Genomic DNA, 24980 nt, shown 5'->3' with positions numbered 1-24980 from the left:
AAGCTGCAAGCGAGTCAGAGTGTCAATACTGTAAGAAAAATAATTATAGAGAGCATTTTGAATCGCAAATGGTACAGTCTTGTACGAATCAACTTGTTTTCCTGGATTTTGTCTCCATGCCGACCAAGAAGAAACTAAGTAAGCACTCTTTAATACTATCGGCCCCCCTTCTTATCTTGAGCGCAGTCCTGAGCACCGCACAGGCCGGTATTAGCTATCAATTGCGCCAAGTACAGGCCAGTTCGGGCGAAAGCGTCAACATTGATGCCATCGTCTATAACGACACAGGCAGCTTGATGAGCTGGACTGCCCCGCAAAACCTGGTTTTGCAGTGGCGCGACACCAACGGCAACGTCATCCGCAGTCTGGCCGAACTGGTTACTTCCCGGCCACGTGCGTCTATCCCCACCAACAATTTCACCGCCTATAGCTGGCGAGCCGTGGTCCCCAACGGGTTGACCGGCCTGCAAGCCGTCAATATTGAAGGCGAGCGTGTGATGTTGGCACTGGATACCAACCCGCAAGGCCAAAGCCCGATTACCTCTTTGCCTGCCACCGCACCGGTTGTGAATGCCGGCGCAGGCCGTGATCCTGGCGTCATCGATCCCGAGCTGCCCTATGCTCAGGCAGTGGCCGCTGGCGCTCAGCCAGAAGGTCCAGCCGTCAATAGCGGAGAGGGCTTGCGCCCGGCAACCTCCAGCTTTGAGAACTTCAGTAACGCCATCTCGGCACACGACCCAACCTACTTTATTGGCGGCAGTAAAGGCGGGACAAACGCTCGCTTCCAGTTAAGCTTCAAGTACCGTTTACACTCGCCACAAGATCCCAGCCATCCGAAGTTCTACGATCACTTCTACATTGGCTACACGCAAACTGCGCTGTGGGATCTGCACGCCGACTCCAAGCCCTTTGTCGACACCACGTACCGTCCCAGCTTTTTCTGGCGCAAGGACTCCATCTGGGAATCCGAGCAAAAACGTCTGTTCATGGGTCTGGCTACTGGCTATGAGCACGCCTCCAACGGCAAGGCCGGTGAGGACTCCCGCTCCATGAACGAGGTCTTTATCCAGCCCGAGTTCAACTATCGCTTTGATCACGGAGCCACACTGACGTTTGCCCCACGTATCAAGCACTATGTGTTCATGGGCGAGAATGCAGACTGGGCTCACTACCGAGGCCGTTACGACTGGAAGATCCGCTACGCTCAGGACAACGGTCTGGTGCTCTCTGGCATGTATAACAAGGGCGCTGGCAGCCGCAACACGCACGAGTTCTCGATTGCCTGGCCGCTCAAACGCACCCCCTTGAACATGAATGGCTACCTCTACGGCCAGTACTTCTCGGGCTACGCGGAAACCATGCTGGGTTACCGCGATCGTTCTTCGCAATTCCGTATCGGTCTGGCCCTGGTGCCATAAGCCCGCTACAGCAAGCCCCCACCGCGCCGGCTTCCCATGCCGGCGCGGGCCATATCATGATCACAGGCCTGGATCAGAAAACGCTGGAACAAGGCCACCAGACCTTGCGGCTCACGTTCTTTGGGCCACAACAAGCCCACCTCGACAGACTCCACCGTATCGGTAATGCCGATCGCGTGAATGCGCTTGCCTTCCAAAGACCAGGGCCGATAAACCATATCGGATAGAATCGTCACGCCAAAGCCGTAAGCCACCAGACCACGTACCGCCTCCAGGGACCGCGTCCGCATGGCCACACGCTCCGGAAAACCGGGCCTGCCCCAATGCCGCATGGCCGCCGTATCCGCGTCGTCCACCGTCAAGAAGATGTAGGGATAATGATTGATCTGCTCCAAAGACACACTGGACTCGCTGGCCAGTGCGTGTTGATCTGACACCCATAAGCGCCGGCGGGAACTGCTCAGGCGGTGGTGCCCAAACATGGCCAAATCGGTAATATTCGACAAAAGAGCAACACCCAGGTCGATGCGCTCACTTTGCAAGGCCGCCTCCATGTCGGGGCGCTCCATATCCACCAGTTCGATGTCGATATTAGGATAACTGTGCTTGAAGCGGCTGATCAGGTCGGGCAAGAAATAGCCCAGAACCGTATAGCCAGCCGCCACCCGAATCTGCCCTTCGATATTTTGTCGGCGCAAATCAGCGTGATTCAGTGCGTCACTGACCGCGTCAATCACGTGATGCGCATGGTGAAAAAACGCCTGCCCCTGTGGCGTTAGCTCCACGCCGTGGGGCAGGCGTTCAAACAAGGCCACATTCAGTTGACGCTCCAGACTTTGCACCGCATTGCTGATAGCCGACTGCGAGACATTCTCCGCCTGGGCCGCCGCAGAGAACTGTCCGCTGACCGCCGCCGCAATGAAATAACGGAACTGTCTCAAGGTCACTTCGTGTTTCATAGCCATCCGTTTTTCAGATATCAGGTACTCGTAAATTTGATTTTACGATAACAAAAAGCTGCCCTAGACTAAAGAACAAACGACAACAACTTGCACGAAAACAATCCTTCTTGCAGGAGACAAACTCATGAATGCCCCACTCAACAAACCTTACAAGGCCATGTTGGAATCGGTGTCCCTGGATGACAAATACACGGTCACCAAGGGCCGCGCCTATATGAGCGGCACCCAGGCTCTGGTGCGCTTGCCCATGTTGCAAAAAGAGCGGGACCGGCGCGCAGGTCTGAATACGGCCGGCTTTATCTCTGGCTACCGGGGTTCCCCACTAGGGAGCGTAGACCAGGCTCTGTGGCAAGCCAGCAAACACCTGAAAGAGCACGACATCGTGTTCAAACCCGGTCTGAACGAAGATCTGGCCGCTACCGCCGTCTGGGGTAGCCAACAAACCAATCTGTATCCCAGTGCCCGTTTCGACGGCACGTTTGCTATATGGTACGGCAAAGGACCGGGCGTGGATCGCTCCATGGACGTGTTCAAGCACGCCAACTCGGCCGGCAGCTCCCGCCACGGTGGTGTGCTGGTGCTGGCGGGCGATGACCACGGCGCCAAATCCTCCACCGTTGCCCACCAGTCCGATCACGTTTTCGCCGCCGCCGGTATCCCCGTGCTGTATCCGGCCAACGTGCAGGAATACCTGGACTTCGGCCAACACGGCTGGGCCATGAGCCGTTTCTCCGGCCTGTGGGTGGCCTTGAAGTGCGTCACCGAAGTCGTGGAGTCCAATGCCTCGGTAGACCTGGACCCGGACAGCCTGAACATCGTCCTGCCCGAGATCGAGGACATGCCCGCCGATGGCCTGAACATCCGCTGGCCAGACCCGCCACTGGCACAAGAAGCTCGCATGATGAACCACAAGTGGTACGCCGCTTTGGCTTATGTGCGCGCCAACAAACTGAACCGCATCGAGATTGATTCGCCCGAGGCGCGCTTTGGCATCATGACGGCCGGTAAGGCCTATCTGGACACCCGTCAGGCGCTGGCTGACCTGGGCCTGTCCGACGAACTCTGTGCCGAGCTGGGCATCCGACTCTTCAAAGTGGGCTGTATCTGGCCTCTGGACGGGCAGGACGCCCGCCAGTTCGCCACCGGACTGACCGAAATCCTGGTGGTGGAGGAAAAACGCCAGATTCTGGAATACGCCCTTAAAGAAGAACTGTACAACTGGCGCGATGATGTACGTCCCAAAGTCTACGGCAAGTTTGACGAGACCGAACACGGGGGTGGCGAATGGTCGTTGCAACGCTCTCCCTGGTTGCTGCCGCCCCAAGGTGAACTGTCCCCTGCAATTATTGCGCGCGCCATTGCCCGCCGCCTGTGCACCATGGACATTTCCGAGGAACTGCTGGCCCGCATCCAGGCTCGTCTGGCCATTCTGGACGCCAAGGATCGTGAAGCTCGGATGCCACGCGTCAGCGTGGAGCGCAAACCCTGGTTCTGTTCGGGCTGTCCGCACAATACCTCGACTCGCGTGCCCGAGGGTTCCCGCGCCATGGCGGGGATTGGCTGTCACTACATGACCGTCTGGATGGATCGCAGCACCTCCACCTTCAGCCATATGGGTGGCGAAGGCGTGGCCTGGATTGGTCAGCAACCCTTTACCGACGAGAAACACGTCTTTGCCAATCTGGGCGATGGCACGTACTTCCACTCGGGGATTTTGGCAATTCGCGCTTCGATCGCCGCCAACTCCAATATCACCTACAAGATTCTGTATAACGATGCCGTCGCCATGACAGGCGGCCAGCCCGTAGACGGGATCTTGAAAGTCACCGACGTCATTGCCCAGGTTCACGCCGAGGGTGCCCGCAAGATTGTGGTGGTTACCGACGAGCCCGAGAAATTCAAGGGCATGACCCTGGCGGGCAATCCGCCTGTCTACCACCGCGACGAGCTGGACCGCGTACAGCGCGAGCTGCGTGAAGTGCCCGGCACCACTATCCTGGTCTATGACCAGACCTGCGCCACAGAAAAACGGCGGCGTCGCAAGAAAGGGACTTACCCAGATCCGGCCCTGCGCGCCTTTATCAATGACACGGTCTGTGAAGGCTGCGGAGACTGCTCGGTCAAGTCCAACTGCCTGTCCGTCGAGCCGCTGGATACCCCTATGGGCTCCAAGCGCCGCATCAACCAGTCCTCCTGTAACAAGGACTTCTCCTGCGTTAACGGCTTCTGCCCCAGCTTTGTCACCCTGAAAGGGGCTCAAGTACGCAAGCCAGAAGCGAAAGGCCGTTCGCTGGAATCCTTCCATCTGGCCGATCTACCGCTGCCCAAACTACCGGACCTGGACAAGACCTACGGTATTTTGATCGCCGGTATTGGTGGCACCGGCGTGGTAACAGTGGGCGGCTTGCTGGGCATGGCCGCTCATATCGAACAAAAAGGCGTCAGCGTCCTGGATATGGCCGGCCTGGCTCAGAAAGGCGGTGCCGTGCTGAGCCATGTGCAAATTGCACGCCAGCCCGATCTGCTGCATGCCACTCGTGTCCCAACCGGAGAGGCTTCCTTGCTGATTGGCAGCGACGCCCTGGTCAGCGCTTCCACGGACGTACTGAGCCGTGTCAGCCGCGACCGCACGCACACCATTATCAATACCGCTGCCAGCCCGACCTCGGACCTGATCGGTAACGCACACTGGAAATTCCCGCTGCAAACAGCCTGCACGGATATTGAAAATGCCGTCGGCAAGGAAATCCGCTATCTGGATGCCAATGCGCTGGCGGTCCATGTCATGGGCGACGCTCTGTACGCCAACCCCATCTTGCTGGGTTACGCTTTCCAGCGCGGCTGGATTCCCCTGCACATGGACAGCCTGCTGCGCGCCATTGAGCTGAACGGAGTAGCCGTCAAAGCCAACCGCGAAGCTTTCCAATGGGGCCGTCTGGCTGCTGAAAAAGGTATCGAAACCTTGATGGAAGGGGCCACACCCAAGGCCCGCGCAGTCTCTTTCCCGGAAAGCGTGCAGTCTCTGATCAAGCGTATGGAAGAGCACCTGACAGCCTATCAGAACCCAGCCTGGGCCAAACGCTATCGCGATGCCATCAACAAGATCATGGAACGCGAATCGCGTCTGGATCAGGACAAGACGCTACCCCTGACTCGCATCGCTGCTACGCAACTGGCCAAGCTGATGAGCTACAAAGACGAGTACGAAGTCGCCCGCCTGTATACCGACCCGGCCTTCCTGGACAAGCTGCGCGCCCAGTTTGCGGGTGAGCCCGGCAAGGACTACCAGATTGAATACCACCTGGCTCCGCCCCTGCTCGGTCGCAAGAACAGCCAGGGCCAGCCCACCAAGAGCAAGTTTGGTCCTTCGACCCGCCACTTGTTCAAGATTCTGGCCGGTCTGCGCGGTTTACGTGGTGGTGCTCTGGATATCTTTGGCTACACCCAGGAGCGCCGTCAGGAACGGCAGAATATTGAAGACTATCTGGCCGACCTGAATGAAGTCAGCGCCCACCTGGATGCGGACAATATGGAAGTAGCCCTGCGTTGGCTGAACTACCCGGATCTGATCCGTGGCTACGGCCATGTCAAGGATGCGGGCCATGTCAAAGCCTACGCCCAGCGTGAACAACAACGCAGCCAGTTCCGCTCCCGTACCGAACCCAGCCAACGCGTTGCCTGAACCGACCGCTGGCCCTGAACACCGGGCTGGCTTCCCCTAGCTCCTTCTTAACAGCAGGCTGTCTTTCCAAGCGGCCTGCTTTTTTTTCGTCTTTAAACCCTGCACCTGTCACAACCCGGTTCTCTGCGACAACCACCATCGCTTAGCGACACAGTTTGCTCCGCAAACTGACATACAATCGTGCAATTCGATGCCAGTGCCACCATCCGTGGCAATCAGGTCGACCCAGGACCACTTTCTTATGCGCCATCTTGTTTACGTTTTTATTCCTTCAGCCCTGATTTTGCTGACCGCGTTCAGGCTGGCTTTTGCCTTGTGGCAATGGCCCCGTGTGCGTCAGGCCGGAGGTCTGCTGCCCATTCTGATTGGCGGCCTGCGTATCGACGCGCTGATAATTGCCGCCTTGAGCGCCCCCGTTGTCTTGCTGGCCCCCTGGGTGGGACACTACCCGGTGATGACGACAGTAGCCGCCCTCTGGTTTACCTTCGCCTGGTTTTTGCTGACCTTGCTGGAAGTCTCCACGCCCCAGTTCATTATTGAATACGACACTCGTCCAAACCGGCTGTATGTGGACTACCTGAAACATCCTCAGGAAGTGGTGGGCATGCTCTGGAAAGGCTATCGACTGATGATCGGCATCGCCCTGATCGGACTGGGCCTGATTGTGTATTCAGGCTGGGCTATCTTTGGGCAGGTCTCCCCCGATCCGGTAATGAGCTGGTGGCTGCGTCCGATCTGGATGCTGGTGGGAGCCGCCCTGTGCGCACTGGCGATACGGGGCACCTTGGCCCACCGCCCCATAAACCCTTCCTCGGTGGCCTGGAGCAGCGACAGCATGCTCAACACACTGCCACTCAATTCGCTGTACAACGTAGCCTACGCTATCTACAGCATGAAAAACGAGCGTTCTGCCCAGGACATTTACGGTGGCATGGATGTCGCCGAAATGAACCAGATCGTGCGCGATGCGGCCACTTTGCCTGCCGGCCCTGACACATTACCCACCCTGCACCGTCAAACGCCCGCACAACAACGCGAGCGCAAACCCAATCTGGTCCTGATCGTAGAGGAGAGCCTGGGCGCCCAATATGTCAGCAATCTGGGCGGCGCCAATCTGACCCCCGAGCTGGACAAGCTGGCCCAAACAGGCTGGAACTTTCGCCGTGCTTATGCCACCGGCACCCGCTCGGTGCGTGGTCTGGAAGCGGTTTCCGCCGGCTTTCCTCCCACCGTGGCCGATGCGGTGCTGCGACTGCCCGGCTCGCAAACCCGCTTTTTTACTCTGGCCCAATTACTCAAAGAGCAAGGTTACCGTTCGCGCTTTATCTATGGCGGCGAAGCCCACTTTGACAATATGAAGAGCTTTTTCCTGGGCAATGGCTTTGATGAGCTGTATGAACAATCCAGCTTTGAGTCCCCCGAGTTCGTCGGCACCTGGGGCGCCAGCGACGAGGATATGTTCAACAAGCTGCACCATTTACTTAGCCAGGACAAGGAGCAGCCTACCCTGACACTGGCCTTCTCCGTCAGCAATCACTCGCCCTGGGAGTACCCGGCTGGTCGTATCCAGGTCGAAGGCGACCCTGCCACCGTAGAGAACACCGTGCGTTACGCGGACTGGGCCATTGGGGACTTCTTCAAAAAAGCCCGCCAATCCGACTATTGGGACAACACGGTATTTTTGATTGTGGCCGACCACGACTCGCGCGTGGGTGGGGCCAATCTGGTGCCTTTACGCCACTTCCATATTCCCGCCCTGATTCTGGGCGGGGGTGTGCCCAGCCGCCAGGACGAACGCATTATCAGCCAGATCGATCTGGCTCCCACCCTGCTATCCCTGATGGGGATTGAAAGCGAGCACCCCATGATCGGGCGCGACCTGACCCAGCAAGACAGCGACCGAGCCATGATGCAATATTTCGAGAACTACGGATATCTAAAGGGCGATATCCTGACCGTGCTGATGCCCCACCAGTCGCCTTGCCAATATCGCTATACCGCACCGGACAAGTACGAGCCGCTGGAGCAGATAGACGACGTATTGGCCAAGGAGGCACTGGCCCACGTGCTCTGGCCTAGCTGGGCATACCACGAACAGGCTTACACCCTGCCCCACCTGCAAAAACGCTGAAACCGAGAGCAAAGGGCTTGACGAAGCCCTTAATTCGCTCTACTATGCTTGTCTTTAGTCGGGGCGTAGCGCAGCCTGGTAGCGCATCTGGTTTGGGACCAGAGGGTCGCGAGTTCGAATCCCGCCGCCCCGACCATTAAAGAATTAAAGGCTTAGTTCATTGCACAGTGAACTAAGCCTTTTTCTTTGCCTACCCCTTGAACGTTAGTCTATTTGCATGGTGTGTTTTGCCTTGGGCAGTGAAAAATTGGCCCTTAGCCCTGATTCATCAATGCGTTCAAGCCCCCTTTTTAATGAGGCATACGCTTGCCAAGTTAACAAGGACAGGATATAATTTTTTGCTTAGTCGGGGCGTAGCGCAGCCTGGTAGCGCATCTGGTTTGGGACCAGAGGGTCGTAGGTTCGAATCCTATCGCCCCGACCAAAAAATTCAAAGGCCTTGCAGAGCAATCTGCAAGGCCTTTTTGTTTTGCTGACTCATTGAACCATGCACGCCAGCAACGCCACAGCGTTTAACTTTGGCTTGGGCTTACCCCCACCGAATTGGGCAAACCAAAAATCGCATCAAATGCCCAGTTATAAATAAAGGCGAAGATGGGAAAGAAGGCCAGCAATACCGCCTCCATCAAAAAAGCCTTCCACAAACTGATATCCAGCCACCACGCGATCAGCGGAACCAGCAAAGACACCAGCACGATCTGAAAACCGGCCACATGCAGCACCCGGTGCCAGAAGGTGCGCGTCTGGATCTGGCGGCGGCGCTCCCAGGCCTCAAACAGCATGTTATAGAACAGGTTCACCGACACCGCACACGTGCTGATCATGAAAGACAACACACCACTTTGCATCGCCCCCGCCCCGCTCAAGTGCCCCAATACGGTTGCCGCTACCATCATGCCCAACAGCTCGAACATCCCCACATAGACAACTCTTCTTTTCCACCCCTGCACGATAAATATCCTTGATAAAAATGCTGAAAAGCATGATTATCCGCAGTAATACTTTTAGAAAAAGTCAGATTCCATCAGTTTTACTTATAGGTTAAGTCATGCTTACCAGCGATCATCTGGAGCTATTGTTGGCCGTGGTCGAACACGGCTCTTTTTCCTCTGCAGCACGGGCCTTGCGACGGACGCAATCGGCCGTCAGCATGGCCGTGGCCAATCTGGAGGCCGAGCTGGACCTGACGCTATTTGACCGCAGCCGCCGTGAACCCGTACCGACTGCCGAACTGCTGGCCATGCTGCCCGAGGCCAAACTGATCGCCAGCCGCTTGCAGGGTTTGCGGCTGCATTTGCAGGAATTGTCAGGGGGACTGGAAAGTCATTTGCGACTGGGTATCGTCTGCGACGTTGATCCCAAACCGGCTTTGATTGCCTTGCAGACTCTGGAGCAACGCTATCCCGGCCTGGACATAGAGCTGCGAACCGCGCCGCAAGACACACTGGTCGAGGCCCTGAAAAAACGCGAGCTGGATCTGTGCATTGCCTACGGCGGACTGGAACTGGAAAGCGTGGGGATCATCCAGTCCTTGTGGACCGAAACCATTAGCGCCGTCGCCGCGCCTGACCATCCCTTGGTGCGAGGTGGCCCGCGCCCCCTGGAGGACTTGAAAGCCTACCGGCAGATTGTCATTACCAGCCCCGACAATGATCTCAACAAAGACCGCTCCATGCTCAGCCTGCGTCAGTGGAAAACGGACAACTTGTCCCTGACGCTGGAACTGGTGGAGCGGGGTTTAGGCTGGGCAAATCTGCCCTTGTCGTGCTTGCGGCCCTCACTGGAGTCTGGCCGTTTGCACCGTATCCAGTTCTCTACCGGCAGCAACGGGCTGGACTTGCCCATTTATCTACTGCAATCCAAGGGGCAGAATGTGGGCAAAGCGCAGGCCCTGTTCAGACAGGCCCTGCAAGACGAGCTAAATAACCGCGTCCTCCCTACTCCGGCACCGTGACATTGGCCTGGCCACTATCGGCCAGGAACTGGGCCACCATCCCCTCTTTCTTCTGCCGGGCAATAAAAGCCTCGACCCAGGCATGAGCCAAGGTACGTTCCGAAGGCACCGCCATGGCCTGACGAATCACGGTAAAACTGTCGGGCAGCACACGCAAACCGCTGCGGGAACTCGCATAACGCTCCAGAGGCTGACGCACACCGGCAGCGGCATCCAGCTCCTCTTCTACAAACAGATCGATGGCATCAGCAGAGGTGGTTGCCCGCACCAGATCGGCATGTTTCAAATGACGGCTCAGGAACAGGTCGTAGGCCGCGCCCTTACCAACCGCAATGCACAGGCCTGGCCGATCCAGTTGATCCACGGTCTGAAAGGCAGACTCTTCGCGTACCAGATACGTGCCTTCAATGTGCACATAGGCTTCACTGAAGCGGATCTTCTCCGCACGCTTGGGATCGATCGCCAAAAAAGCCAAATCCCACTCATCCCGATACACTGCCTCCACCACGGCCTGAGCCGCATCGTAGCCGCGAAATTGCACGCTCAAGCCCAGCTCTTGCGCCACACTGTGAGCCAGATCGGCCGACACCCCTTTGGGCGACTGTTCATTGGCACCGCGTTGGGCCAGGACGGGGTTGCCGTAATTCATGGCAACACGCAACACCCCGCTGGGGGCCAGTTCTGCTGCGACAGCCTGCTTTTGTGTCATGTAAATGCTCCGTCATACTTTTAAGAACCCGGTCTTCTACAATAACGCACCTTCCTGTCCCACTACATAATGGAGCGCCTATATGTCTCGTGATGATCTTGGAAAACTCTTGCTGCGTGTCACGGTCGGTGTGTTGATTCTGCTGCACGGCATCGCCAAGATACGTTATGGCATCGGCGGCATTGAACGAATGCTGATCGCCAACAATATGCCCGGCTTTCTGGCCTGGGGTGTCTACATAGGCGAAGTAATTGCTCCGGTCCTGATGATTCTGGGCTTTTACGCCCGTGCTGGCGGTTTGATTGTAGCCATGAACATGGTCATTGCCTTGTTGCTGGCCCACAGCAACCAGATCAGCAGTTTCAATGCCCAAGGCATTTGGGCTTTGGAGTTGCAAGGGATGTTCCTGATTGGTGCGCTGACCGTAGGTTTGATTGGTGCCGGACGCTACAGCCTGGGTGGTGATGGCGGCCCCTGGAACTAAGGCTGGCCCCAGCCCTGTGCTAAAAGAACGCCCGCCTCGCCGGGCGTTTTTCATGGATGATCAAGCCATTACCACCACCTGACCCTATTAGCACCAGCCACTCAATCTGCCAGCCCCAGACGCCTCTACCCTCAACGACACTGGTGTTGGTGTTGGTGTTGGTGTTGGTGTTGGTGTTGGCACCCAAGCTTCCTACCTTAACTCGCCAAGGTCAAATCCAGGCGCAAACCACCTTTCTCCGACACACTGGCTTGCACCTTGCCCTGATAGCTGCGCGCAAGCTCACGCACAATGTCCAATCCCAAACCAAAGCCAGGGTGCCGTTCATCCGCACGCTGACCTCGGCCAAACACACGCTCAAGCTGCTCCGGGTCCAGGCCAGGGCCATCATCTTCCACCACCAGATGCAGCACATTGTCCTGCTGCCACACCTGACACCACACATTTTGTGTGGCCCATTTGCAGGCGTTGTCCAAGAGATTACCGGCCATCTCCTGCAAATCCTGCTCTTCGCCTTTAAAGACCAATTCCTGCTCGGACACATCCAGATGAATCTGCTTATCCTTGTGCAAACGTCCCATCACCCGGCACAGGGACTGCAGACAGGCAGACACATCGGTACGCACGCCAATGGCTCTTACCGCCATGGCCCGTGCACGAGACAAGTGGTGATCAACCTGACGCTGGGCCAAGGCCACCTGCTCGCTAACCACAGCCGCCAAATGCGGATCTTCTGCCTGGGCTGCATTACCCATAATCGTTAGCGGGGTTTTGACGGCATGGGCCAGGTTTCCAGCCTGCGCCCGCGCACGATCCACCATGCCCGCATTGGCACTGAGCACCGCATTGAAATCATCCACCAAGGGCTGAATTTCGCTGGGAAAACTACCGCCAACTTGCGGCTCACGGCCTTCTTGCACATCCAGCAAACGACGTCGCAACAGATGCAAGGGATACAAGGCCAGCACCACTTGCAAGATCGCCGCCAGAATCAGACCCACGGCCAAACCGCCCAGAGACAGGAACAGAATCCGCTCAAAACGGGCCAAGGGCTCGGCCAACAGCTCCCGCTTGCCCGCCACCATGATCTGCAAGCTTTGGCCCTTGTCGTTAACCTCGTCCAGCTCCTGACGCAGCACCACCAGTCGCTGCTTTTCCGGGCCGGTCAGTGACAGAACGCCACTGGGCGTATCAGGCGCATTCACATCCAGGGCTTCGTCCCACAAAGAAGTTGACCGCAAAACGACGCTCCACTGATCGCTGCCCACCTCCTGGCGGGCAATCTGCCAGTACATGCCGGAATACGGTTGTTCAAATAAAGGATCACTCAGACGCGATTGCAGGGTAACGCCATCCGCATTGTCCAGATTCACATCCGCCATGATCTGGTCCAGATGAGTTTGCAAACGCTGCTCGAACTGACGATAAACATGGTCTTGAAACAGGCGATTCAAGCCCAAGCCGGCCAGCACAATACTGATCAGAATCCAGGCCAAGGTCCCCAGCAGCAAGCGGCCACGCAAGGAACCCAAAATGGAGTGACCCCGCCAGGCAATCATGCTTCGGGGTCCACCAGACGGTAGCCCATGCCTCGCACCGTTTCGATGTAGCCGGGGGGCAGCTTTTTGCGCAAACGACCGATAAACACCTCGATGGTATTGGAGTCACGCTCGAAGTCTTGCGAGTAAATATGTTCAGTCAACTGGGTACGTGACAAAACCTGACCGGGGTGATGCATCATAAATGCCAACAAGCGGTATTCATGACTGGTCAGAGACAGAACCATGCCCGCACAACTGATCGAGGACGAGCGCGCATCCAGCTCCAATTTACCCAACTGCAAACGCGGGTTCGCCTGCCCCGCCGCACGGCGCAGCAGGGCCCGCATACGGGCCAGCAACTCTTCCATGTGAAAGGGCTTGGCCACGTAGTCGTCAGCACCGGCATCCATGCCTTCAACCTTGTCGTGCCAGTCATTGCGGGCCGTCAGAATCAGCACCGGCATATTAATGTCCGAAGCGCGCCAGCGACGCAATACCGATACCCCGTCCATGCCTGGCAAGCCCAGATCCAGCACGACTGCGTCAAAGGCTTCAACCTCGCCCTGGTAATGCCCCTGCTCGCCATCATGAGCGACTTGAACGGCATAGCCCGCCCGCTCCAGCGCCTGTTGCAATTGCGCTGCCAAGGTAGGTTCGTCTTCAACAACCAGTATCCGCATATCAATGTCCTCGGGAGTGCGAACGTTTCACACCACGCACACGCAGCACCTTGCCGGTCAAAGCATCCACTTTCAGGCGCAGGAGGCGGTTGTCGTCAACCAGCATGCGTAACTCATACACCCACAGATCAACGCGTTCGTCATATTCAAACTGCACACGCAGCACTCGACCGGGATACGTTTCCCTCACCCGTTTCAACACCTCCCGCAGCGGCAAGGCTTCCCCACGGCGCACGGCCTCACGGGCCTGATCGTGGCCACGGTAGGCCGGCCCTGGAGGCCAGTACGGACTGGGGCCGAAACGCTCGTTAGGCGGGGGAGGTTCGGGCGGAGGTGGTAGCGGGGGTAGGCGACGAAAACAGTCATCATCCCCGACGTAATCATGTCCCGACCAATCCGAACGCTGATCCCTGTCCCACGACGAATCGCCCCGCTGCTTTTTGCTGCCGCAGTCAGGAGAGTCATGGGAATGGGCAAATGCCAATGGCATCACCGCCGTCAGAACGGCGGCCAAACTCATCAGCAATGCGGATTGTTTAATGGACGTCATGAGAATCGGTAGGTGCAAACAAAAAAGAGGGATCAAACGACCACGCCCCCTTATATAGCAAGCTGCGGATGAACATAACATGAACAGCGGCTTCAGTTTAGATTCAGAGCCACCTATCCATAATGGGCACCAGGCTGACAGGACAAATCAACCTTCCCATCTCAAAAGGAAGCTACCCAGGAATCTGACAGCACCACTTTTTGATTACATGAAGGAGCTATACATGAAACGCACTTCCCTCTTTTCTGCCTTGGTAGTGAGCGCAAGCCTGTTGGGTGGCACTGCTGCCATTGCACAGGACGCCACAAGCACAGCCCAAACACAGACTACCCAAAAACAGACCCGTCAGGCCCGTGACCATAAACCGCTGACCGCGAACGACGTCACCGATATTGGCCCAGCCTACCAGCGTCTGAAAGAGGCAGGCTACAGCAAGGTCGGCAGCCTGCATCAGCGCGGCGACCGCATCATGGCCATGGTGGTGGATAAGGACGGCAAGGTCGTTCGTGTCCGCTCCGAAGGCGAAAACGGTGCCTTTACAGTCGTCGAACGTAAAACCGACGCTCAACATCGTCGCGGCCACCGCGACGGACACCGTGACGGTACCAGCAAGGAAGCCAAATAAGTTTTGTATCCCGGCTTATCCGTATCACTTTCCCCTAAGCCGTTGCTGTTCGCAATCAGTCGTTTGAAGTGACAAGCCCTTGTTGTTTTAACAGTCAAAATCGATAGCTGGACCTTGCCGCTCCCATCAAGGCAGCGGCAAGCAAGCAGGACGAAAAACGGCGCATCCCCTGGCGCCGTTTTTCTTTTTCTACTGGCTAGCCCGGATAGGGACATCCCGCATAAGGGGTTAGGATGAAAGTCTATTTCACCTTTGGGAAACGTGTCTCTTATGCTGTCTGCTGATTCTGTTTACTCGCAAAGCTACTCGGAATTTCACTGGTCCATCCCCGAACACTACAACATCGCTCACGATGTTTGCGACAAGTGGGCTGACGGATCTGGACGTCTTGCCCTGATCCAGCAAGGGCCTGATGGCCAGGTCAAACGCTACACCTTCGATCAACTCAAAGCCTGGTCCGACTCGCTGGCTGCCGCCTGGCAAGCCCAAGGAATACAGGCAGGTGACCGTATCGCCATTTTTTTGGCGCAGGGGCTGGAAACCGCTCTAGCCCATTTGGCAACCTACAAGATTGGCGCTATTGCCATGCCCTTGTTCACCCTGTTCGGCACGGATGCGCTGCGCTATCGCCTGAATGACTCCGGCGCCAGCACCTTGATTACCGATCAACAAGGACTGGGGACGCTGCTGCCACTGCGTGAGCATCTGCCGCAACTCAAATATCTTTATCAAAGTGACAGCCAGCAGGATCAGGAACAGGCGCTGTCCCTGTGGCAAGCCATTGCCGCCCACCCGGAACCGGCACCACGCACCCTGAACACCCGAGCAGACGACCCCGCCGTGCTGATCTATACCTCCGGCACCACCGGCTCGGCCAAAGGCGCGCTGCATGCCCATCGTGTGCTGCTGGGGCACCTGCCGGGCGTGGAGATGTCGCACAACTTTCTGCCCACCGGCGAAGGCCTGATGTGGACCCCTGCCGATTGGGCCTGGATTGGCGGCCTGCTGGATGTACTGCTACCCGCCTGGCATCACGGCATTCCCGTACTGGCCTACCGCTTTCCCAAATTCGATGCCCAAGCCACCTGGAAGCTGATGTCTGAACACGGCGTCACGCATACCTTCCTGCCGCCCACGGCACTAAAAATGTTGCGTCGCAGCCAATGGTCACGCGAGCAATGGCCCCTGAAGCTGCAATCCATTGCCAGCGGCGGGGAATCTTTGGGTGCGCAGCTACTGGATTGGGCAAAACAGGAACTGGGCATCACCATCAACGAGTTCTACGGACAAACCGAGTGCAATATGATCGTGTCCTCTTGCTCGGCCTGGTTTCCCGGTCAGGCCGGCAAGATCGGCAAGGCCGTACCCGGCCACAAAGTCGCCATTGTGGATGATCAGGGGCAGATTCAGAAAGCCGGGGTCGAAGGCCATATTGCCGTGCAAGCCCCCGATCCGGTCATGTTTCTGGGCTATTGGCAAAAACCGGACGCCACCCGCGAAAAATTTGTGGGAGACTGGCTGCTGACCGGCGATAAAGGCATGCAGGACGAGGACGGCTATATCCAGTTCGTAGGCCGGGATGATGATGTGATCACCAGCTCCGGCTACCGGATTGGCCCCGGCCCGATTGAAGATGGCCTGATGGGGCATTCCTCTGTGGCGATGGCAGCAGTCATAGGGGTGCCCGATCCGGAACGCACTGAAGTGGTGAAAGCCTTTATTGTGCTCAAAGAAGGGGTCGAACCCTCCCAAGCGCTGGTCAAAGAGATTCAGGAGCACATCAAGCGCCGGGTCGCGGCACATGAATACCCACGGCAGATTGAGTTTGTGGATGCCCTGCCCATGACCACCACGGGCAAAGTCATACGTCATGCTTTGCGCAAGTTAAGTCAGTAGCGATTCAGCTATCGCCCAACAAAGAGGTGGGATCAGCGCGGCAATCAGCCCAGATGCTGAACGTAGGAGTGTATGGTGCTTCAGTGAGCGCCATACTCCCATCGACCAAGTACAGAGCAAGGCTCAAGCACTGCTTGCCCGTGCTGCCCCCCATCACGCGGCACATGAGTAAACCCGTATGGATTGGAGCAATCTTGTTTTTGACTATCCCGGACAACAAAACACCCTAAACCTTAGATTTCTGTCCAAGGATTAGGGTGTTGTCATACGGGGACGGTAATTCCGTACCAGGGTATAGCTGGCTACCAGACTCCAGACAAAGCCCCATAAGACAGCTTTGCCTGCATCCGTCTGATTAACCGAAACGACCGGTAATGTAGTCTTCGGTTTCTTTGCGAGCCGGTTTCACGAAAATCTGGTCAGTTTCACCAAACTCCATCAGCTCGCCCAGATACATATAGGCGGTGTAATCCGAGCAACGTGCTGCTTGCTGCATGTTGTGGGTCACGATCACCACGGTGTAGTCCGCTTTCAGCTCAGCAATCAGCTCTTCGATCTTGGCGGTGGAAATCGGATCCAGCGCCGAGCAAGGCTCGTCCAGCAGCAGAACTTCAGGTTTGATCGCCACACCACGGGCAATACACAGACGCTGTTGCTGACCACCGGACAAGCCGTTACCGCTTTGGTGCAGCTTGTCTTTCACTTCATTCCACAGCGCGGCTTTGGACAGGGCCCATTCCACACGCTCGTCCATTTCACCTTTACTCAGGCGCTCGAACAAACGCACGCCAAAGGCCACGTTGTCGTAAATACTCATGGGAAACGGTGTCGGTTTCTGAAACACCATACCCACTTTGGCGCGGATCAAGGAAATGTCCTGCTTGGACGTCAGCAGGTTTTCATTATCCAGCATGATCTCACCCTCAGCACGTTGGCCGGGGTACAACTCGTACATACGGTTCAGTGTGCGCAGCAAGGTGGATTTACCGCAACCGGAAGGTCCGATAAAGGCCGTAACCTTCTTTTCCTTGATAGACATGTTCACATTGCGCAGGGCATGGAATTTGCCATAGAAGAAATTCAGGTTACGGATTTCAATCTTGGTCGATTCGTCGGAGGTAATAATTTGACTCATAGCGTTGGCCGACTAGGGCGCTCCGTGAAAACGTTATTTTTGGCGGAAAAGGCTGCGAGCCAGGATATTGATACCCAAGACCAGCAAGGTAATCAGCACCGCACCTGCCCAGGCCAGACGGTTCCAGTCCTCAAAGGGGCTGGCAGCATATTGGAAAATCACCACAGGCAAGTTGGCCAGCGGCGCGTTCATGTTCAGGGACATGAACTGGTTGTTCAAGGCGGTGAACAACAAGGGAGCCGTTTCACCAGCAATACGAGCCACGGCCAGCAGAACACCCGTCACGATACCGGGCAAGGCTGCACGGTAGGAGATGGACATCACAATCTTCCACTTGGGGCAGCCCAAAGCGGCCGCTGCTTCACGCAGGCCATTGGGGACCAACATCAGCATATTGTCGGTAGAACGCACGACCACCGGGATCACCAAAATGGCCAGAGCCAGCGCACCGGCCCAACCCGAATAGTGTCCCACCTGGGCCACATACACGGCGTAGATGAACAGACCAATAATGATGGACGGGGCCGACAGCAGCACGTCATTCAGAAAGCGGGTTGCTGGTGCCAGCCAGCCGCGCTGACCGTACTCGGCCAGATAGGTCCCGGCCAGAATGCCGATAGGCGTACCAATCAGGGTACCAACGCCCGCCATCATGACACTGCCAACGATGGCGTTCAACAAACCACCCTGGCCACCTGGAGGCGGTGTGCTTTCAAACAGCAAGGACCAGGCCATGGCACTACTGCCCTTTTCAATCAAGGTCCAGATGATCCAGAACAGCCAGAACAGGCCAAAGATCAAAGCAGCAAAAGACACCCCCAGCATCAGGCGGTTGAACACCTGCCTGCGTTTGTAGATCGGGTTGCTCAGACTAATTGCGGATTTTTTATCAAACATGGTAGGTGATCCTTAGCGCGACGTGCCTTCGTTCTTGGCCAGACGCAACAAGAGCAACTTGGAGATCGCCAATACAACCGTGGTGATCAGGAACAGGATCAGACCCAGCTCCAGCAAGGCGGATTTCTGCATGCCACCGGCCTCGTTAAACTCGTTGGCCAAGGCCGACGCAATCGAGTTCGACGGCGAGAACAGCGAACTGGGCAAGTTAAAGGAGTTACCAATCACAAAAGTGACGGCCATGGTTTCACCCAGGGCACGCCCCAAGCCCAGCATGATCCCGCCAATGACCCCGTTCTTGGTGAAAGGCAGAACCACACGCCACATCACTTCCCAGGTCGTGCTGCCCAAACCGTAGGCAGACTCTTTGAGCATGGGAGGGACCAGCTCGAACACGTCGCGCATCACAGCCGTAATGAAGGGGATCACCATGATGGACAGAATCAGACCGGCGGTAAACACACCAATCCCGAAGGGAGGGCCCGCAAAGATCTGACCCAGCACGGGCACCCCATCAAAAAAGGAGATCAGGCTGGGCTGCACATAGCGCTGGAACAGGGGCACGAAAACAAACAAGCCCCACATACCGTAAATAATGGAGGGAATCGCGGCCAGCATTTCAATGGCCGTACCCAGAGGGCGACGCAGCCAGGCAGGCGAGAGCTCCGTCAGGAACATGGCAATCCCGAAAGAGACCGGCACTGCAATACAGAGCGCAATCAGCGAGGTGAGCAAGGTACCGGCAATGGGCACCAATGCGCCATATTCGTTATTGACCGGATCCCAGTTATTCGTCCAGAGAAAAGAGAAACCGTATTCGGCAATGGATTCCCGGCTTCCATAGATCAGGGAAATAGAGATGGCAGCCAGCAATATGAACACGAGAAACGCAAACGAGCGCGTCATGTTCTTGAAAATGCCGTCCATAAAGGCGTTCTGATTTGATTTCATGTAGACAGATGAAGGGTCAGGCCGGAATGGGACAAACGCACTGCAATCGATTTATGGATTCTGTAACAGCCAAGGCACGTTCAGGTCCAGCAAAACGATCGGGGCACGCGCGGTGCGTCCAAGACAAAACCGTAATTTTTACATAATAAAGACGGCACCACCTAGTGGTGGGCCGTCTCGCAAGATCAATTTACAACTGACCTGTATTTGAACACGAATCTTACTTCCAGACCGCAGCGCCGTCTTTGGACTTGATCTCAGCAGCCCAGACCGCTTTGATCTTGTCGGTCACGTCTTTAGGCAAAGCCACGTAATCGAGCTCTTCAGCAGATTTGGCACCGTTCTCGAAGGCCCAGTTAAAGAAGTTCAGCACTTCTTTACCGCTCTCAGGCTTGTCCTGCACCTTGTGCATCAAGATAAAGGTCGCTGCTGTGATAGGCCAGGATTGAGCACCAGGCTCTTCGGTCAAAATCACACCCATGCCAGGCGTACCCGCCCAGTCTGCGTTCGCAGCGGCGGCGGCAAAGCTTTCCTGACCTGGCTGGACGAACTGACCGTCCTTGTTCTTCAACTGAGTCCAGGACAGCTTGTTTTGCTTGGCGTAAGCGTACTCAACATAACCGATCGAGTTCTGCAGTTGACGGACGTAAGCGGCCACGCCTTCATTACCCTTGCCACCTTGACCAGTAGGCCACTTTACCGCCTTGCCTTCACCAACCTGGGATTTCCAGTCTGGAGACACTTTGGACAGGTAGTTGGTCCAACCAAAGGTGGTGCCCGAACCGTCGGAGCGGTGAACCACCACGATGTCCTTGTTAGGCAGGGTCAGCTCGGGGTTCAGCTCTTTGATCGCTGCGTCATCCCACTTGGTGACTTTGGCCAGGTAGATATCAGCCAGTACTTTACCGGACAGTTTCAACTGGCCAGGCTCAATGCCTTCCACGTTGATTACAGGCACCACACCACCGATCACGGCGGGGAACTGCAACAGGTTTTCTTTTTCCAGCGTCTCGACCTTCATTGGATCGTCCGAAGCGCCGAAATCCACGGTCTTGGCAATAATCTGCTGTTGACCACCACCCGAACCGATCGACTGGTAGTTCACGCGGTTATTCGTTTGCTTGGCGTATTCAGCCGCCCACTTGGCATAAATAGGGTAAGGGAACGACGCACCCGCACCGGTTACGTCTGCAGCTGTGGCAGTGGCCGCAAAGGCGCTGAACGCCAGAGCAATACTTACCTTGTTGAATACACGTTTTAACATCGAGAAATCCTCTTGATGATAGTCAGATGACAGGCCCACCCTGTATGTGAAGACATAGTAAACAGGCTATGTGACATGTTCATGACAGTCTTATTTTTCACACACCACCGAGGCGCTGCATCAAATGCTGATGCAAATTGAACGGTGCACCACGACTTCGGATGCGATTATACGTACCATCCGGACTGGCTTTCCAGGACAACTGGTTATCCCGCAAGGCATAGGTAAAGGCTTCGGCAATGACCCGCCTTTTCAGGCTGCGATCCAGTACCGGCACTCCTAACTCCACCCGACGAAAGAAGTTGCGATCCATCCAGTCTGCCGAGGAGATAAAAACCTCTTCCTGGCCACCATTGTAGAAATAGAAAACACGCGAGTGTTCCAGAAAGCGCCCGATAATCGAACGAACCTGAATATTTTCCGATAGGCCCGGCACTCCGGCACGCAAGGCGCAAGCACCACGCACAATCAGATCCACCCTGACCCCGGCCTGGCTAGCATCGTACAAGGCCTGAATGATCTTGGGTTCGAGCAAAGAGTTCATCTTGGCCATGATCCGGGCCTTTTGACCCGCTAAAGCACGCTCGGTCTCGGCCTGAATCCGATCCATCATGCTGTCATGCAAAGTAAAGGGTGATTGCAATAGTTGCTTTAACGGTCGCCAAGCTCCCAGGCCCGTCAACATGGAAAACACCTTATCCATGTCCTCGCATACTTCCTGATTAGCAGTCAGCAACCCGAAATCCGTATACAAGCGGGCCGTGCGTGGGTGATAGTTACCAGTGCCCAAATGTCCATAACGGCGAATGACACCGGCTTCGCGGCGCAGGACCAACACCATTTTCGCGTGAGTCTTGTGGCCAACCACCCCATAACTGACATGAGCGCCCACCTCTTCCAGCTTGGCCGCCCAGTTGATATTGGTCTGCTCATCAAAACGGGCCATCAACTCGACAACGACCGTCACTTCCTTGCCAGCCCGCGCTGCCGACAAAAGAATATTCATCAACTCCGAATCCTCACCGGTGCGATAAATGGTCTGTTTGATACCCACCACCGCTGGATCGGCCGCCGCTGCACGCAAAAAGCTCAAGACCGGTTGAAAAGACTGATAAGGGTGATGCAGCAATTGGTCCTTGCGTGCAATCGTGTCAAAAAACTGAGCAGGTGATTCAAAGGACGAATCAAAAGGGGCAGGAATGGGGGCTCGGTAATCCGCAAACAGCAAGTCAGGGCGATCGGGAACATTGCACAACTGCATCAAACGCGACAAATTCACTGGGCCACTCACCCGATAGGTGTCGGGTGCCTCCAGCGAAAACTCACTTTGCAAAAAGCGTTCCAGACGCTCGGGCATGGAATGGTCGATTTCCAGACGGACAGCGGCACCAAAATTACGTTGAGACAACTCGCCTTGCAAGGCGGCACGCAAATTAGTGACCTCTTCCTCGTCCACAAACAAATCGCTGTTGCGGGTAACACGCCACTGGTAGCACCCTTTCACATCCATACCAGGGAACAGCTCCTGCACGAAAACACTGATCAATGAGGTCAGTAGCATGTAACCCTGGGGAATGCCGGCAATATCGTCAGGTACCCGGATCACACGCGGCAAGGCACGCGGCGCCTGCACAATAGCAATCGTGCCAGTACGACCAAAAGCGTCCTCGCCACTGAGTTCAACAATGTAATTCAGGCTTTTGTTGTAGACACGAGGGAAAGGATGGGCCGGGTCCAGGCCAATGGGCGTGAGCAAAGGCATGACATCACGCATAAAGGTTTGGTACGCCCACTCCCGTTGAGCCTGCGTCCAGTGCGCCGTCAACAACAGCCCGATCCCTTCATCCATCAACTTGGGCAATACATCGGCCATCAACAGCTCGTTCTGTCTATCGATCAACTGATGTGTCGCAGCCTGAACTTTGTCAAAAGCCTGTTGAGGCAAAAACCCATCATCTCCCACCTGATGAGGATTTTGCAAAATCTGTTCTTTCAGGCTGGAAATACGAATTTCAAAAAACTCGTCCAGATTGGAGCTAACAATACAGATATAGCGCAAACGTTCCAGCAAAGGCGTAGTGGAATTTTCGGCCATGGCCAGCACTCGCTCATTGAATTTGAGCAAGGACAACTCACGGTTTAGCAAGGTCGAATCGGGAGAAGGCAGCATGGTGAGATCGTTAAAAAGCCAAAAAAGAAGGATCGTGAGACTTTTACTACATGAATATTACAGTGCGATGACCTGGACGCATGGCTACCCCCCTCACAAGCAGACAGAGCACTTGCACACATCACACCATCGCTGTGGCGAGGTTTTTGATCTAACTTTTCTTAATTTTGCGGTTTATGAAACAAAACCCATGATTAATGTCCTTATAATCGCACAGTAATCATCCCGAGCAATGCCTCATGGAACAACTTCTTGCCGCTGTGGACCTGGGCTCCAACAGCTTTCGTTTATCCATTGGACGAGTCGTTCAGCACAACGGTCATGCCCAGATCTACACCATTGACCGCCTTAATGAATCTGTCCGACTTGCCGCCGGCATGGGCCCGGACAAGTACATCAGTCCCGACGCCATTGAACGCGCTGTCGTCATCCTGAAACGCTTTAACGAACGTCTGGCCGGTTTTCACCCCAATCGTGTTCGTGCCGTGGCCACCAACACCTTTCGAGTGGCACGCAATTTAAGCGAGGTTTTGCCGGCTGCCGAGGCAGCCTTTGGCTTTCCCATCGAGGTCATCTCCGGCCACGAGGAAGCCCGTCTGATTTTCTCCGGCATCAGCAACGAACTGCCCCCCTCCCCCAATCGCCGCTTGATGATTGATATTGGTGGTGGTTCGACTGAAGTGATTATTGGCAAGGGCTTGAAGCCCCTGCTGCTGTCCTCCCTGTACATGGGCTGTGTCAGCTATACCGACAAATTCTTTGCCGATGGTGTGATCACCGAAGAGCGCATGAACAATGCGATTCTGACCGCTCGTCGCGAGCTGGAAGGCATTACGCGTCAGTACCGCAAGACAGGCTGGCAGGAAGCCTATGGCTCCTCCGGTACCGCCAAGGGTCTGGTTGCTATCTTGCAAGAGAATGGCATGTCCAAAAAGGGCATTACCCTGGAAGGCATGGAGTTGCTGCGCAAACGCCTGGTACACGATGGCAAGGTAGACATGCGCAACCTGAGCGGTATCAAGCCTCATCGCGCGCCGGTGCTGGCAGCCGGTCTGGCCATTATGATGGCCGCCTTCCAGGAGCTGAAAATTCGCCAGATGTTGCCCGGTGAAGGCGCTTTGCGAGTAGGGGTGCTCTACGACATGCTGGGTCGAGAGTCCGAGCACGATCAGCGCGACCAGACGGTGCAGCAAATGATGAAACGCTATCAGGTCGATACGCGCCAGTCGCATCGTGTGCACGACGCTGCCATGCAGTTCTTCGGACAACTGAAGCTGCCCGACACGCCAGAGGTACAGGAGTTGCAACGTCAACTGAGTTGGGCCGCTGATCTGCACGAAGTAGGCCTGAGCATTGCCCATGCGGATTACCACAAGCACACCGCTTATGTGCTGGAACATGCCGATATGCCCGGCTTTTCCAATGACGATCAGATGTTGCTCAGCTTCCTTAGCCTGGGTCATCAAGGCAAGCTGGGCAAGCTCAAACGCTTTGAAAGCAATAACACCTGGTGGCTGACATTATTGAGCCTGCGCTTGGCGGTCATGTTGATGCGCCGCCGTGAAGACAGAGAAACCTTACCGCTAAGCCTGCGGACTCGTGGAAAAACCGTCCAGATTCAGCTGGACCATGAGTGGATGGCCAGCCATCCCCTGACCCAGGCTTCTTTGCTGGCCGAAGTACAGGCCTGGCAAAGTGATATCAATGATCTGAGCCTGGAGCTGGTCTGAACAGGACGCGCTAAGAGTGTAGAGGCTGGGTGGGCTGTCGAACAACAATACACCCGGCCTGTAGCTGCTCTGGCCCAGGCTGACAGACACATTGACTGGCGTGTGGTTCACACTAGCCGGCCAAGCAATAAATGGGCTGAGCGATACCCAGCAAAGCCACAAGCCAAGCCAAGCCAAGCCAAGCCAAGCAGATCATCAAAA

19 protein-coding genes and 2 tRNA genes are annotated in these 24980 nt (G+C 56.0%); 10 read left to right on the top strand and 11 right to left on the bottom strand.

Annotation, left to right across the window (positions count from 1 at the left end):
- Positions 1-116: 116 nt before the first annotated feature.
- The gene (locus AC6I6N_RS11840; protein WP_094198275.1) at positions 117-1418 is read left to right on the top strand and encodes a phospholipase A; all 1302 of its coding nucleotides are present in this window, start codon (positions 117-119) and stop codon (positions 1416-1418) included.
- Positions 1419-1423: 5 nt separating this feature from the next.
- Here the strand turns inward: AC6I6N_RS11840 and AC6I6N_RS11835 are convergent, their stop codons facing one another.
- Positions 1424-2377 carry a LysR family transcriptional regulator gene (locus tag AC6I6N_RS11835; protein WP_376913301.1) on the bottom strand — a complete coding sequence of 318 codons (954 nt, stop codon included), beginning with the start codon at positions 2375-2377 and terminating at the stop codon, positions 1424-1426.
- A 127-nt stretch (positions 2378-2504) separates the two neighbouring features.
- Here AC6I6N_RS11835 and AC6I6N_RS11830 point away from each other — a divergent pair, with 127 nt between their 5' ends.
- From AC6I6N_RS11830 to AC6I6N_RS11815, 4 genes are all read left to right on the top strand, one after another.
- Positions 2505-6062: an indolepyruvate ferredoxin oxidoreductase family protein gene (locus tag AC6I6N_RS11830; protein WP_497943520.1), complete on the top strand. Its 3558-nt coding sequence runs from the start codon at positions 2505-2507 to the stop codon at positions 6060-6062.
- Positions 6063-6303: 241 nt separating this feature from the next.
- Positions 6304-8193, top strand: coding sequence for an LTA synthase family protein (locus AC6I6N_RS11825; RefSeq protein ID WP_249461307.1), 1890 nt, complete (start codon positions 6304-6306; stop codon positions 8191-8193).
- Positions 8194-8252: 59 nt separating this feature from the next.
- Positions 8253-8329 (top strand) — tRNA-Pro (locus AC6I6N_RS11820).
- A 211-nt stretch (positions 8330-8540) separates the two neighbouring features.
- Positions 8541-8617 (top strand) — tRNA-Pro (locus AC6I6N_RS11815).
- Positions 8618-8705: 88 nt separating this feature from the next.
- Here AC6I6N_RS11815 and AC6I6N_RS11810 read toward each other — a convergent pair.
- A complete protein-coding gene (locus tag AC6I6N_RS11810; protein WP_108727985.1) occupies positions 8706-9143 on the bottom strand; it encodes a PACE efflux transporter in 438 nt (145 codons plus the stop codon).
- A 98-nt stretch (positions 9144-9241) separates the two neighbouring features.
- On the opposite strand from AC6I6N_RS11810, the gene AC6I6N_RS11805 reads away from it, so the two are divergent.
- Complete coding sequence (locus AC6I6N_RS11805; protein WP_395029006.1) at positions 9242-10147, top strand: LysR family transcriptional regulator; 906 nt, start codon at positions 9242-9244, stop codon at positions 10145-10147.
- Here the strand turns inward: AC6I6N_RS11805 and AC6I6N_RS11800 are convergent.
- Complete coding sequence (locus tag AC6I6N_RS11800) at positions 10131-10856, bottom strand: transporter substrate-binding domain-containing protein (RefSeq protein WP_094195850.1); 726 nt, start codon at positions 10854-10856, stop codon at positions 10131-10133. The genes AC6I6N_RS11805 and AC6I6N_RS11800 overlap by 17 nt on opposite strands.
- A gap of 82 nt (positions 10857-10938) precedes the next feature.
- On the opposite strand from AC6I6N_RS11800, the gene AC6I6N_RS11795 reads away from it, so the two are divergent.
- The gene (locus AC6I6N_RS11795; RefSeq protein WP_094195849.1) at positions 10939-11340 is read left to right on the top strand and encodes a DoxX family protein; all 402 of its coding nucleotides are present in this window, start codon (positions 10939-10941) and stop codon (positions 11338-11340) included.
- Between the two features lie 197 nt (positions 11341-11537).
- Here AC6I6N_RS11795 and AC6I6N_RS11790 read toward each other — a convergent pair whose 3' ends face one another.
- The 3 genes from AC6I6N_RS11790 to AC6I6N_RS11780 are packed head-to-tail and all read right to left on the bottom strand — an operon-like array spanning position 11538 to position 14111.
- Positions 11538-12899 (bottom strand): sensor histidine kinase, encoded by a 1362-nt coding sequence (locus AC6I6N_RS11790; RefSeq protein ID WP_108727987.1) that lies wholly within the window; start codon positions 12897-12899, stop codon positions 11538-11540.
- The gene (locus tag AC6I6N_RS11785; protein WP_094195847.1) at positions 12896-13561 is read right to left on the bottom strand and encodes a response regulator transcription factor; all 666 of its coding nucleotides are present in this window, start codon (positions 13559-13561) and stop codon (positions 12896-12898) included. Before AC6I6N_RS11785 ends, AC6I6N_RS11790 begins: the two co-directional genes overlap by 4 nt.
- 1 nt (position 13562) lies before the next feature.
- On the bottom strand, positions 13563-14111 hold the full coding sequence (locus AC6I6N_RS11780) for a PepSY domain-containing protein (protein ID WP_108727988.1): 549 nt from the start codon (positions 14109-14111) through the stop codon (positions 13563-13565).
- Between the two features lie 223 nt (positions 14112-14334).
- Between AC6I6N_RS11780 and AC6I6N_RS11775 the strand changes: the two genes are divergently transcribed.
- Positions 14335-14736, top strand: a complete 402-nt coding sequence (locus AC6I6N_RS11775; protein ID WP_395029008.1) for a hypothetical protein — start codon at positions 14335-14337, stop codon at positions 14734-14736.
- Between the two features lie 270 nt (positions 14737-15006).
- Positions 15007-16632, top strand: a complete 1626-nt coding sequence (locus tag AC6I6N_RS11770; RefSeq protein ID WP_108727989.1) for an acyl-CoA synthetase — start codon at positions 15007-15009, stop codon at positions 16630-16632.
- Positions 16633-16987: 355 nt separating this feature from the next.
- Here the strand turns inward: AC6I6N_RS11770 and pstB are convergent, their stop codons facing one another.
- The 5 genes from pstB to ppk1 all read right to left on the bottom strand — a co-directional run bounded on the left by pstB (position 16988) and on the right by ppk1 (position 23049).
- A complete protein-coding gene (pstB, locus tag AC6I6N_RS11765) occupies positions 16988-17767 on the bottom strand; it encodes a phosphate ABC transporter ATP-binding protein PstB (protein ID WP_108727990.1) in 780 nt (259 codons plus the stop codon).
- 33 nt (positions 17768-17800) lie between these two features.
- Positions 17801-18664, bottom strand: a complete 864-nt coding sequence (gene pstA, locus AC6I6N_RS11760) for a phosphate ABC transporter permease PstA (protein ID WP_094195843.1) — start codon at positions 18662-18664, stop codon at positions 17801-17803.
- Between the two features lie 12 nt (positions 18665-18676).
- Positions 18677-19615, bottom strand: coding sequence for a phosphate ABC transporter permease subunit PstC (gene pstC / locus AC6I6N_RS11755; protein ID WP_094195842.1), 939 nt, complete (start codon positions 19613-19615; stop codon positions 18677-18679).
- Between the two features lie 220 nt (positions 19616-19835).
- The gene (gene pstS / locus AC6I6N_RS11750; protein WP_094195841.1) at positions 19836-20879 is read right to left on the bottom strand and encodes a phosphate ABC transporter substrate-binding protein PstS; all 1044 of its coding nucleotides are present in this window, start codon (positions 20877-20879) and stop codon (positions 19836-19838) included.
- A gap of 97 nt (positions 20880-20976) precedes the next feature.
- On the bottom strand, positions 20977-23049 hold the full coding sequence (gene ppk1, locus AC6I6N_RS11745) for a polyphosphate kinase 1 (RefSeq protein WP_094195840.1): 2073 nt from the start codon (positions 23047-23049) through the stop codon (positions 20977-20979).
- A 239-nt stretch (positions 23050-23288) separates the two neighbouring features.
- On the opposite strand from ppk1, the gene AC6I6N_RS11740 reads away from it, so the two are divergent.
- The gene (locus tag AC6I6N_RS11740) at positions 23289-24779 is read left to right on the top strand and encodes a Ppx/GppA phosphatase family protein (protein ID WP_497943519.1); all 1491 of its coding nucleotides are present in this window, start codon (positions 23289-23291) and stop codon (positions 24777-24779) included.
- The last annotated feature ends 201 nt before the right edge of the window (positions 24780-24980 follow it).

This window comes from Alcaligenes sp. LTN-3, assembly GCF_059735605.1.
This window is presented reverse-complemented; position numbering and strand designations above follow the sequence as displayed.